This is a genomic window from Pseudoalteromonas sp. P1-9 (assembly GCF_001399975.1).
GTDB lineage: Bacteria > Pseudomonadota > Gammaproteobacteria > Enterobacterales > Alteromonadaceae > Pseudoalteromonas.
This window is the reverse complement of the sequence record NZ_LKBD01000061.1, coordinates 1-13,856: the sequence shown is the minus strand read 5'-3', so window position 1 is coordinate 13,856 and position 13,856 is coordinate 1. Positions and strand designations below refer to the sequence as shown.

The following is a 13,856-nucleotide window of genomic DNA, read 5'->3' as shown; positions in this document are numbered from 1 at the left end:
AGCCTCTTCTTTATGTGGGGCTTTATTACTTGTCTTAATGACATTTTAATTCCCTATCTAAAAGAGGCCTTTACCCTTAATTACACTCAAGCAATGCTTATTCAGTTTTGCTTTTTTAGTGCCTATTTTATTATCTCGCTACCTGCCGGTAAGTTAGTCGGGAAAATCGGTTATCAAAAAGGCATTGTGACAGGCTTAGCCATTGCCTGTGTGGGCTGTTTGTTGTTTTATCCCGTGGCAACTTCTGGCATCTATGCGCTTTTCTTAATGGCGCTATTTGTATTAGCCAGTGGTATTACGATTTTACAGGTCTCTGCAAATCCCTATGTCAGTGCGTTAGGTGACCCTAAAACAGCGCCTTCTCGTTTAACATTAACTCAGGCATTTAACTCATTAGGTACCACCGTAGCGCCATTATTTGGGGCCGCGTTGTTTTTCTCAGCTGATAGCGCTAATCAAAGTCATGACGGTACCGCCGTACAGCTACCCTATTTAATTTTAGCCGCGTCGTTATTGGTATTAGCGCTTATTTTTTTAGTATTAAAGTTACCTAAAATCGCGAATCAAGAAACGCCTCAAGTTACTCAAGGCTCTGCATGGCAACACAAGCATTTAGTGCTCGGTGCTATCGGTATTTTTGTCTATGTCGGTGCCGAAGTGGCGATTGGCAGTACCTTAATCAATTACATTTCAAGTGCCAGTGCAACGCAAATGACTGAAGCCACCGCAGCCAAATACATCGCTTATTATTGGGGCGGTGCCATGGTCGGTCGCTTTATTGGTGCTGCTGTAATGCAAAAAGTCTCGGGCGGTAAAGTATTGGCCTTCAATGCGGCCCTTGCTATCGTTCTGATTGTGGTATCAATGTTAAGTTCTGGCCCTATCGCTATGTGGACTATGCTCGCTGTCGGTTTATGTAACTCTATTATGTTCCCAACCATTTTTAGCCTTGCGATTAACAACTTAAAAGAGCACACCTCGCAAGGCTCTGGCATTTTATGTTTAGCCATCGTCGGCGGTGCCATTATCCCTGTGTTCCAAGGTATCGCGGCCGATACCATTGGCTTAACACTCTCATTTATTATTCCTGCCGTTTGTTACGTGTTTATCGTGTTCTACGGGGTGAAAGGACATGTGCCATCAACTACTCAAGGACAAAACAATGAATAAACAGCTATTTTCGCTCTCAGTACTTTGTTTAGCGCTGAGCGGCTGTATGTCAGGCACTGAAAATGCCAAACCAACAAACACTAAAAACGATATTTGGCCAAAAATTACAAGCCCAGTGAAATACGATGCAACGCTTGAAAGTAAGATTGATGCATTACTAGCACAAATGACGCTAGAGCAAAAAATCGCGCAAATGATCCAGCCAGAAATCCGCAATATCACCGTTGAAGATATGCGCCGTTACGGTTTTGGTTCTTATCTAAATGGCGGTGGTTCGTTCCCGAATGGCGATAAACACGCAACACCCGAAGACTGGATCAAACTTGCTGACGATATGTACATGGCGTCAATTGATGACTCTCTTGATGGTTCGACAATTCCAACTATGTGGGGCACCGACGCAGTTCACGGTCACAACAATGTGATTGGCGCAACATTATTTCCCCATAATATTGGTTTAGGTGCTGCCAACAATCCTGAACTGATGAAGCAAATCGCTGCTATTACAGCAAAAGAAGTGATGGTTACAGGTATCGATTGGGTATTTGCACCTACTGTTGCGGTAGTGCAAGACGATCGTTGGGGTCGCACCTATGAAAGCTATTCTGAAGATCCAGCACTTGTACGAAGTTATGCAGCTTCAGTGGTAAAAGGCTTACAAGGTGAAGTAGGAAAAGACTTTTTAGGTAATGAGCGAGTTATTAGCACCGTAAAACACTTTGTGGGTGACGGTGGCACAGTCGATGGTGACGACCAAGGCGATAACCTTTCATCTGAGCAAGACTTATTTGATATTCACGCGCAGGGCTATGTTGGCGGGTTAAATGTTGGCGCGCAGTCTGTAATGGCATCATTTAACAGCTGGCATGGTGAAAAAGTACACGGCAACAAGTACCTACTTACCGATGTGCTAAAAGACAAAATGGGCTTTGATGGCTTTGTGGTTGGTGACTGGAATGGTCATGGGCAAGTTGCGAGTTGTAGCAATGAAAGTTGCGCGCAATCAATTAATGCCGGCCTTGATATTTTTATGGTGCCTTCTGATTGGAAAGCCTTAATGGCAAATACCATCGCACAAGTAAACGCTGGTGAAATTGCACAATCTCGCGTTGATGATGCCGTGCGTCGCATTTTGCGCGTAAAATTTCGCGCAGGTTTGTTTGATAAACCGCGTCCAAAAGACAGAGCGCTTTCGGGTAAAACAGAGTTGATTGGCCAAAAAGCCCATCGTGATATTGCCGCACAAGCAGTGCGCGAGTCGCTGGTACTGCTTAAAAACAACCAACAACTATTACCATTATCACCAACACAACGCATTTTAGTTGCTGGCGATGCCGCAGATAACATTGGTAAACAATCAGGTGGCTGGACTATTACATGGCAAGGAACAAATAATCAAAATAGTGATTTCCCAGGTGGTTCATCAATTCTGGATGGCTTACGCAGTCAAGTTACTGCCGCGGGCGGTAAGCTTGAATACAGCCTTGATGGAACCTATTCAGAAAAACCTGATGTGGCGATTGTGGTATTTGGTGAAGAACCTTATGCCGAAGGGCATGGTGACCGTGCAACCCTTGAGTATCAAGCGGGTGAAAAACGCGATCTTGCTTTACTAAACAAGCTTAAAAATGCCAACATTCCTGTTGTAGCGGTCTTTATTAGCGGCCGCCCTATGTGGGTCAATGCTGAGCTCAATACTTCAACTGCGTTTGTTGCAGCATGGTTACCGGGATCTGAAGGCGCTGCGATTGCCGATGTGCTACTTCGTAAGGCAGATGAAAGTGTTAATGTTGATTTTAAAGGTAAACTGCCCTTTAGTTGGCCAATGAATCCAAATCAGCATGTAGATTTTTATAAAAACAGTAATGAAAAACCGCTTTTTGCTTACGGCTATGGATTAACATCAACATCAAATACAACTGTACCAAACGATTTACCTGAGCAGTTTGAGCGTAAAGCGGGCGATATAAAGAGTATGTCTATTCTTGAAGGTGAAGTGAAAAAGCCATGGCAAGCATGGTTGTTCTCTGGCGACCATAGCGAACAAATCACCTCAAGCACTTTGAATCTTGACGGTATTAATTACCGTACCATTGATAAAATAATTCAAGAAGATGCGCGCAAAATTTCAATCAGTGGCGAGACACCTGCGGGTATTCGTTTTGCCAGTAAAAGTCACTTCCGTGAAGACTTAAGCAATTTAGTATCTGGTATAGCACAACTGGTGTTTGATGTAAAAGTTGATAGCCAAAACATTAATGATGTGTGGCTAACCATGAATTGTGAAGGCACTGCAGATACCCCGGGAAGCTGCCATAGCAAAATGGATATTACTCACTTGTTAAGCGCCAAAGCTGATGGTCAATGGCATACTCTTTCTGTTGATTTAGCGTGCTTTACTCAGCAAGGCATTAAATTTAATCAGCTAGTTGTGCCGTTCGAAATTGGTTCATCGAATTCACTAACGCTATCACTTGCTAACATTAAGATTACACAATCAGAGACACCTGCGATGCAAATGTGTCAGTAGGTTAACTGCCCACATTGAAGCCCCTTTCAAGTGACGTGAAAGGGGCTTTATTCATTTATTACATTCACAAAACATTCAATTTCAAATACCGCGCCTTGGTTTTCAACGCGTCGGCTAGTGATTTCGCCATTAAGTAACTGAGTTACTAAGTTGTAAACGATGTGCATTCCCAAGCCACTGCCACCTTGATTACGCTTGGTGGTAACAAAAGGTTCAAACATACGCTCCCGAACTTCTTCTGAAACACCTTTACCATCGTCTTGATACAGTACAACAAGCTTGCCGTTATTAAGTGTTATGGAAATCGCAATATTGCCTTTATTTAGACCTTCAAAACCATGTGTTACCGAGTTTTGTATAAGATTAGACATCACTTGATACCAAGCGCCGGGATAGGTTTCCACCACTAAACTCTCGGGACATGCAATCGAAACAGTGATGTCTTTTCCTTTAGTCAGTGGCGCTAACGATGTACGCAACTGTTCAAGGTATTCACGTACATGCACTTCACGCATTTGCTCTGAAGACTGATCAACTGCCACTTGTTTAAAATTAGCGATCAGCGCTTCGGCGCGCTCTAAATTGCGTTGCACCAATTGGTAAACTTCGCGCTGTTTTGCAATTCCGTTTATTAGCGTCGCCTGAGTTAGGGTTTTATTTGCAAGTTGCGATTCAATCAATCCAATGCTTTCTTGGTTTGATGATACACCGGTGATTGCAATACCAAGGGGCGTGTTAATCTCATGGGCCACCCCAGCCACTAAGTTACCCAGCGATGCCATTTTTTCGCTTTCGATTAAGTCTTGCTGCATTTTTTCGAGCTCATCTAAGGTTTGCAGCAATTGCTGATTATTTTGTTCAAGTTGCAATGTACGCTCTTGTACTTTCTCTTCTAGCGAATGATTCAGTTTCTCAAGGGCGAGCTCATTTTCTTTCAACTTTTGAATGTCTTGAATTCCGCCTACAATACGCTCGGCAACACCAGTACTGCTTCTGCTTACGACTTTTCCACGGTCGCGTACCCAGCGAAATTTACCCGATTTTTCTTTAACTCGGATCGCTATTTCGTAGCTATCAATTTCACCCGAAATACACCGCTCTAGCTTATCTTCCAGTAAAATACAGTCTTTCGGATGCACATAACGATGTAACTCATCTAACAGCACCGCATCGGTTAACTCACCGAAATCAAGTTGGCTACTTACACTAAAGCGGTGAATGGTATTGTTGGCAATATGCCAATCCCATAAATCATCGCCACTGGCCCATAGGCTTATTTCAAAACGTTCGTTCAATTGCTTCATTTTGTTGTTATCACTTAGCACTTGGCGATAACGTTTAACCCGTGAATACACAATTAACGAGCCAATTAACAATGCAAAAAGCAGGTAACTTACTTTCGTAACATTTGATGCCCACCAGGGCGGCACGATAGTCAGTTTTAGCTGGTGCGCAGCAGAGGCATTATTAAAACGGTCAACCAAATAGGCTTCAATTATGTAATCACCCGGCGTGAGATTAATTAAATCAATTTGATTACGCCCTTGTTCCAGTTTGATCCATTTATCGCTTAAGCCAATCACGCGATAATAAAGGTGGGAAAGGCGGTCAGACGCTAAACTTGTTGATGAGTACGCAAGCGAGAGAATGTTTTGCTTGGCTTTTAGCGTAAGTGATTGCGTCAGCTCAGGCACAGTAGAAAGCTCTTTGGCGTTAATCGGCGTAAGTTCTTTTTCCAGCACCTTAATTGCGCTTAATTGCACATTTGGTTTTTTACGGGCACGCTCTATTGCGTACGGGTAAAACTGATTAAAGCCATTTGAACCGCCGAGAAATAATCGACCCTCTTGGGTTTTTAACGCCGCATTAAAATTAAATTCGTTAGATTGAATGCCATCATTACGTAAATAATTGCGAATCGTAAAATCATCACTTTGAATATGGCTTAACCCGCCACTGGTTCCTGCCCAAAAATTACCGTTATTATCTTTTACAAGTGCCCAAATGGCATTATTGGCAAGACCATGTTTACGCTCAACAATGCGCGCTAACGTCATATCTTGATTTACAATACTGAGGCCTTTATCGGTAGCGGCCCATATACGATTTTGCGCATCTTTTTCGATCATAAACACCAAATCAGAGCTCAACCCTTGCTCTTGATTTATTGACACCAGTGTTTCGCCGTCATATTTAAATAACCCCATGCCAATACTGCCAAACCATAAATGTTCCCCATCGGTGTATAGCCCTGTTGCGTGTTCGGGCGCATTTTCGTTATTTTTAATAAAATGGCTAAACTGCTTGGTGTTGGTGTTAAAAGTGAGCAAACCTTGGCTACGAGAGCTAAAAACTAGCTCGCCTTTATAACTAATCACTGAGTTAAAGCTTTCGACTTCTTGGTTGTTTATTTTAGGTTTCACCAACCAAGTTTTCCCTGTGGTTAAATCAAACTTGGCCAAGCCCGCACCACGACTGGTGATCCACACATTGTCGTTAAAAATGGTTAAGTCGGTAATAAAGGTGTTATTAAAAGTTTTTAATGATGGGTAAATACTCTCAGCGGCAAAAAAACGCTGATTTGAATACAAGTAAATGCCTTTAGATGTGCCAATCCATAGAGTGCCGCTAGCATCAAATTCAAAACTTCTCACATCATAAAAATCACTGCTACGAGCGGTATCTTTAAAATTATAAATATGGCCAAATGCATTACTTAACTCACGATAGTGATACAAGCCTTGGGTTTCGGTACCAAGCCAAATGTCGCCTTCTTGGCTTTTAAATATAGCTAAAATCGTGTTTTCAGCCAATCCCTTTTGATTACCCGCTTGGCGCTTGAAGTGGTGTAAAATCTCGCCTGAGTGCGATAGCTGAAAAGCACCTTGGCTTGATGCGATTAGTAAATCATGGTCGAGTAAACTGAACTGAAATACCTCGGCCATATGAGAAATAGGCAACGGCTTACACCACATGTTTTGTAATGGCGCTAACTGATAGAAACACACCTGCAACGCATTATCTAATAACACTAACGCGTTATTTTTTACTGCAATTTGTTCTATTTTACCTGGCAGTAACAACTCACTTTTTGCTGCACCAATTTGTTTAGTAACAATACCTTCGTCTGTAACTGCAAACCATTGAGATTGTGCTAGATGAATAGCTCTAACATTCGACTCATCAAAAATGTCTTTGCCTGACAGCAACCCTTTTTCAGTTTGATACACATATAACTCACCGTCATCACTGGTGATCACTAAACTATCATCATTACACGATAGGCTTTTAATGCGCTCAACAGACTCACCTTCTTTATTAATACTGATTCGTTCAAACTCACTGGTTTCGAGGTGATATCGTGACAGCCCTGTTTGTGTACCTATCCATAAATAGTTTGTTTGGCTACAAAGCGATGTAATAAACCCACCTGCGAGTTTATTGGAAAGTGGTTGTGCGGGGAAAAAGTGCTTAAAACGCTTACCATCAAAGCGATTTAGCCCTGATTGCGTGCCGAGCCAAATATAACCAAATTTATCTTGTGTGATTGCGGTAACGGAAGCTTGGCTGAGGCCATTATCAAAATCATATTGCTGCATTACTTGGGCAATATCATCAAATACCGCCGCGTGTTTTGGCGCAGCGCTTAGTAACGTTGGCAGTAAACTTAATAGCAGCAAAGTAACGCCAGCAATGTGTGCGAAAAGGTCTTGTTTTGAAGCGCGTTGCAGGCGCGTAATCACCATTTTTTTCATTAATTAATAATGGTTAGCGTTACAAAATCCGTCAAATTTTGGCCACAAAAAAGCCGCATCGAAATGCGGCTTGCTGACAACAAGGGAGTATTAGTTAAATGAATAACGCATACCAAAGGTGTAACGCGGACCATATTGACGAGCAAATAAGAATTGCTCTTCATATCGACCATAGCCTTGCTCGGTTTCGTTGTTCAAATTAATGCCTTCAAAAAACACTGTGAAATCTTCATTAATGTCGTAGTTCACACTCATATCGATTTGACCGAATTCTTTCGCAAATTGCGGTGGCGCATCCGATGAACCTTGTGCTTGGCCAACACCAATTAAGTATGCATCACGCCATGCATAAGTGAGCTTCACCGACAGACCGTGTTTTTCATAAAACGCTTGGAAGTTTGCCGAGTCGCTTAAGCCTGTTAGCGGCGCTTGCTGCACTAGGCTGTTAACGTCAAACTCAACATCACCATCAACAAAAGTGGCATTTACACCTAAGCCAAAGCCGGTATCACCAATTAAATGCTGAACCGCCAATTCAATACCATCAACAGATTTACTATCGGTATTGGTTGGCTGACTAATATTCCACACAATTAATGGGTCGCCTGCAGTTGGTTCAATTTTACCATCTGCATTACCATGACCATTTGCCAACATTTGCTCAAAAATTGCGGTGCTGGTTGCTTGCTCACCACGAACTTCTATATCGGCAATCGCCTGTAAATAACGTGGGCCATTGTAAATATCGTTTAAGCCGTCGATAGTCGTTTCGGTAATCGTAGTTTGAATAAAGTTATCCACGTCTTTTCTAAAATAGCCAATCGACGCATAACTGCCTTCGCCATAGTAATACTCAAGCGATAGATCTAGATTTGTTGACTCAAACGGTAACAAGTTGGTGTTACCTTGAGAACCTGTGCGAGCACCAGGTTTTGGACTACCACTTAGTAAGCGAACTCCGGCTAAATCGCCAAGTGGCGCACGAGACATCGTTTTACCCCAAGAAAAACGTGTGACTAAATCATCAGTCAGGTCAACACGTAAGTCCATCATAGGTAGCCATACATCGTACCCGCCTGTTTGCTCAAGGAAGTTATCGCTGCCACCGGCTTCATACTGCATAATCCACTCAGAGGCACTTTCCCAATTCACCTGTGTTTCAACGCGTTGACGAACATTACTGGTTACGTCGGTATCTTCGTAGCGTACGCCAACAATCAGCTGCGCTTCGTAGTCTGCTATCTCAAACTGCCAATCACTTTGTAGGTAAAATGCCATGGTTTCTTCGGTAACAGCACCTTGTGCATCAATACCGTCAAAATACGGGTCAATTGAATAAACATCGCCACCCATAATATCTTCAGTTAAATAAGCAAGCTGGCGCGCAACCGCTTCATCGAAGTCATAACGGTAAAAATAATGCGGATTTAACGCACTGCCACCGCCAGCAAATTCGTCTAATAGGTCGCTGGTATCATGGCGTGTAAACATGCTGTCTGGGAAAATTTCAGTAAACGATGGATTAAAGCCTGGGCCACCTCGTAAACCACTCCATGCGTTGAAACCACTCATAGTTTGGTCGGTAAATGTACCGCCAAACTTAACCGTGACGAGTGGAATATCAAAGGTGTCGTTAAACCACGTGGTGTGCAGTTGTAACTGCTCGATTTCAGACTTACCTGGCGAGTGAATAAATTGGCTAAAGTTAGAATCTATTTCACTTGGCAGTAATTCGTTTGATCCATTTCGCCAGTTGATCATTGCATGCGGGATATCGCCAGTGCGGTAGTCATATACTTTGTTAACCAGCTGATCTGAACCGAGAATAACTTGACCAGAACTGCCTAACCCTTTGTCTTTACCATTGTCGGTTTCATTACTTGAATCGTGATAATCAAGCTCCACTTTCCAATCATCGTTGATCTCCCACACAAAGTTCAAACCAATTGATTTTGAATCGACTTCTGTGGTGTCTTTACTTGCCGTAAACGAACCATCGTTACCACTGATATCGGCAAAAACAGCGGTACCATTTTGGTCTAACTCATAGCCGTTAATATTGCCGCCAAACTCATTCCAAATGCCCCAACCTGCAATTTCGGTTGCCGTAATGGCATTGGTATAGGTGTAATCCAGCGTGGCAACTAAACCATCAATAGGTTCATATTGAAAAGTCACTTGTGCATTGCTACGTTCACGCTCTACATCTGCAATGCTGTAATTCATATCTTTTGGAAAGAAGTGGTTACCAATGCGGTTGCCTTCACTGTCTAACGCGCGCGGATCAACAAACGACCCCTCTTCTAACGTTGGTAAGTCAACATTAGCCTGCCAGCCTTGAATATTCGCTTCTTGGCGCTGGAAATCACGCTCTTGACGTGAAAATGAGACGCCAAAGCCAAATCTATCATCAAAGAAGGTATTACTGTAAATGCCTGAAATTTCCGGTGTTACATCATCACCGTTTTCATTTGAGCTATCGTAAATCCCCTTTACAGTTGCGGTTATTTGCTGTCCCGGGCGTTGGAATGGTTTAGCGGTAACAATATTTACCGTTGCCCCTAAACCCCCAGTTGGCTTTTCAGCGCGCGCGGTTTTATACACTTCTAACGTGCTAACACCCTCTGCGGCGAGGTTTTCAAGTTTATATGAACGCGAGTTACCCGTGCCCGGCATTTGACGGCCATTAAGTGTAACCAAGTTAAAGCTTGGCCCGAAACCACGCACGGTAATTTCACTGCCTTCGCCATTCGAGCGACTAACCGATACGCCGGTAATGCGCTGCAGTGATTCCGCTAAATTTGTATCTGGGAATTTACCCATCTCTTCAGCGCTTATCGCATCCATTACACCAAACGCTTCGCGTTTTAGGTCCATTGCACGAATTAAGCTGCCACGGATCCCTTTAACTTCAATAACTTCAACGCCTTTTTCTGCATTTTCGTTTTGTGCTAATTGCTCTGCATATATTGGCGTCGCAAGACTTGTACCCAGTAAGCCAGCCACTAACATTGCTACTTGGCTTTTCTTATAGCTTGTTGTTTTCATAATCTTTCTACTTATCTTGATTTGACTTTAGGCAAGCGAAACGCTTGCCACCAATAATCGTTACGGATTTGTAATTACTGCGTTATCAACGCGATAAACCGCACCTTCACCCGTTCCCCACGTTGGGAATATCATGACCACATCAATAGCACTAATATCTAAGCCACGGCTAAACAGCTCTTGCATCGTAAAGGTATACGTTTGCCACTCGCCTGTGCGCGGTGTTTCGCCTTCTAGGCTGGCTGATAGTGGCAATTCAACAGCAGTGGATGCATCACCTGATTCAATTTTGAAAAGCCACTGAGTATCTGGATTAAGCGGCATATCAACCACCTTCATTTCAAAGCGAACTACACCCGTTTCAAGTAAGTTAGAGGCATCAAAATACACACCATCTTCGGCAAAAAAGCCCATCACCGTTGGCTGTGTACCAATTACATATTGTGCAACCGTGCCGTGTGCATCATCGTCTTGCTCCTCTGTCGGTGTAGAACCACCACAGCAATCCCAAATACTCCAATTTTCAGCAACGGTATTCATAAATAGTGTGAGTTCATCACCCGCAGCTTTTGTTGCTGTCGGGTCGTAAATCTTTGCATTATCAACACGGTAAGTTGTACCTTCGCCTGTGCCCCACGCAGGGAAAATCATCACCACGTCAATCGCGCTCACATCAAGGCCTTTCGACACTAACGTTTTAATAGGGAATGTGTATGTTTGCCATTGCCCTGTGGTTGGCGCCGCGCCTTCAATTGAGTCAGTAATTGGCAACTCAAGTGCACTCGCTGCATTATCGGATTCTAGTTTAATAACCCACGATGCATCTGGGCTTAGCGGCGCATCTACTACTTTCATTTCAAAGCTCAGTACACCATTTTCAATAATTGTTGATGCATCGAAAGGTTTATCGCTACCGCCATTTGCTGAGCGGGTAATAAAGCCCATAACTGTTGGACTTGCACCAATTTTAAATTCAGCAACTAAACCATGAGCATCATCGTCAAGTTCTTCCGTCGGCGTTGAGCCACCACAACAGTCCCACATCGGCCAATCAGGGTTTTCACCATCAGCAAACAGTACTAACTCTGGTGAGGTGCTTGGCGCACCGATTTGTACTTCGTCAACAAGGTATTCAGCGCCTTCACCTGTGCCCCATGCTGGGAAGATCATAATTACATCTAAAGCGCTAATATCCATTCCTGCCTCAGCCAGCACGCTGATTGGGAAAGTATAGTCTTGCCATTGGCCAACAACTGGGTCAACACCTTCAACGCTGGTGTTAAGTGGCACTTCATAGGCGGTGCTTGCACCAACACTTTCAATCTTAAACATCCAGGTTGCATCTGGATTGCTTGGTGCACTGGTCACTTTCATTTTAAAACTAACAGATCCAGTTTCAATCACACCTGAGGCGTCAAACGGTGATGCTTTACCTACAGCATCAGTAATAAATTCATCGCGCGAAATAAAACCATTTACTGTTGGCTGTGAACCGACAGTAAACTGCATTACATCACCACGCTCTTCATCGTTCACAATGCTAGGTGTTGAGCCACCACAACAATCCCATGCAGGCCAGTTAGGGTTAAGTACACCATCAAAAATCATCACATTTGTATTGCCACCAACGGGGGGTAATGTCGGCGTTGGCGCTGCACCTTCAACGAGTGCATCGTCTAACTTATCATAACCCGGACGTACCGTTTCACACCCTTTACCGGTATCTGGATTTGCTGGACATTCGTATACACGTACATAGTCAATTTCAAAGCTGTTGCCGTTTGCAAATGCCGCTTCATCAATACCAAGTTCGTTTACATTTTCAGGCCAATCACCACCTACAGCAAAATTTAAAATCATGTAAAACTGCTGGTCGTACGGCGCGCTTGTCCAGAACGTTTTTAACTCACCGGTTACTTGATCAAAATATTCAGTAAACCAACCTTTGTGCGCAAGTCCTACCACTTCATCTTTACTGTTATGGCGCACCTCAGACTGGCGCTGTGTTGCGTAAAGATAGTTATCAACATACCAACGAATTTCACCTTCTTGCCATTCAATAGCGTAGTCATGGAAATCGTCAGCGGGATTCATACCATCGGGTAGCAAGTAGGCTTTGCCTGAACTTGCATTGTTAGGCCATTCTCGACCGTAGTGGAGCGTGCCATGCACATAGGCCTCGGGTTGCCCCTCAGCGGTGTTTGCTTTTAGGTTTACCGACTCAACAATGTCAATTTCACCCGAACGCGGCCAACCACCATAAAATTCATCGGTCGGCATCATCCAAAACGCAGGCCATGCGCCTTGCCCTGCTGGGAGTTTCGCACGCATTTCAAAACGGCCATATTTAAAATCAGCTTTGTAGCGAGTATTTAAACGAGCCGAGGTATAAGGCTTTTCACTTCCTTCTGGGGCGGGTTTTGCCACTATATGCAACATGCCATCCGCTAAAAATGAATTTTCATCACTGTCGGTATAACATTGCTTTTCGTTGTTGCCACCGCCGGCACAATTTACTTCATGACGCCACTTGTTGGCATCAATACTGGTACCGTCAAATTCATCATTCCAAACCATTACCCAATCACTTACTGGCTGACTTGGGTCAACCTTCGTAAGATCTGTATCCGTGTCGGTACTACCACCACAGCCCGTTAAAGCTATTGCCGATAATCCCAACGCATAGGAAGCTATATGTCTCGCTGCGTGTTTCATGATCTTCGCCCCGATAGAGGATTTTATTTTTAATATAGTTAGTTGTCGTACATTTTGTAAAAACAAATGTAAGCGCTTTCATTTTTAGTTAAAAATAAAAGCACGTGAATGTAAGCGCTTTCATTTAAATTAAGTCACTGCGTACAAAAGATCAAATTTTTTTACAATTAAGTTAAACAAAACACCTCTTTTAGTGCATTTTCTTCATCGATCTTTTAGCTCAAGATCAGTATTTAAACGGTCAAGAATAAGGCAAATATTATGAAAGATGAATAAAGTGGAATTAAAGAAACCTGTTATTTATTGATACCTGGCACAATAAAACACTATTTAATCAATATGTTGTGTTTATAAAATTAATGCAATCGTATGTAATGCTTTTCAGCCTGTTTTATATTGTATACTTTAGCGTTTTAATATTAAAAATTACAAAAAACTGACAACATATTAAAGGAAATAACATTGAGCTCACCTAACCCAATTAATCAAACCGCTCTGGTTGATGTTGGCAACACCTCAAACACTCAGTTTGCACTCGTTGCGTTAACCAGCCTCTTCTTTATGTGGGGCTTTATTACTTGTCTTAATGACATTTTAATTCCCTATCTAAAAGAGGCCTTTACCCTTAATTACACTCA

At 43.0% G+C, this 13,856-nt stretch carries 5 protein-coding genes and 1 pseudogene; 3 read left to right on the top strand and 3 right to left on the bottom strand.

What is annotated here, in order from left to right; all coding sequences use genetic code 11:
- On the top strand, nt 1-1,170 hold a 1,170-nt coding region (locus AN214_RS20965), incomplete at its 5' end, for a sugar MFS transporter (RefSeq protein ID WP_054981500.1).
- Nucleotides 1,163-3,700, top strand: coding sequence for an exo 1,3/1,4-beta-D-glucan glucohydrolase (locus tag AN214_RS20960; protein ID WP_054981499.1), 2,538 nt, complete (start codon nt 1,163-1,165; stop codon nt 3,698-3,700). The genes AN214_RS20965 and AN214_RS20960, both read left to right, overlap by 8 nt.
- Before the next feature lie 47 nt (nt 3,701-3,747).
- On the opposite strand, the gene AN214_RS20955 is transcribed toward AN214_RS20960, so the two are convergent.
- The 3 genes from AN214_RS20955 to AN214_RS20945 all read right to left on the bottom strand — a co-directional run bounded on the left by AN214_RS20955 (nt 3,748) and on the right by AN214_RS20945 (nt 13,218).
- Nucleotides 3,748-7,446 carry a two-component regulator propeller domain-containing protein gene (locus AN214_RS20955; RefSeq protein WP_161805707.1) on the bottom strand — a complete coding sequence of 1,233 codons (3,699 nt, stop codon included), beginning with the start codon at nt 7,444-7,446 and terminating at the stop codon, nt 3,748-3,750.
- Between the two features lie 99 nt (nt 7,447-7,545).
- Nucleotides 7,546-10,503, bottom strand: coding sequence for a TonB-dependent receptor (locus AN214_RS20950; RefSeq protein WP_054981497.1), 2,958 nt, complete (start codon nt 10,501-10,503; stop codon nt 7,546-7,548).
- Nucleotides 10,504-10,563: 60 nt separating this feature from the next.
- Entirely contained in the window at nt 10,564-13,218 is a 2,655-nt protein-coding gene (locus AN214_RS20945) for a glycoside hydrolase family 16 protein (protein WP_054981496.1), read from the bottom strand.
- A gap of 480 nt (nt 13,219-13,698) precedes the next feature.
- On the opposite strand from AN214_RS20945, the pseudogene AN214_RS22580 reads away from it, so the two are divergent.
- Nucleotides 13,699-13,856 (top strand): annotated as a pseudogene (locus AN214_RS22580) (glucose/galactose MFS transporter); the annotation flags it as partial.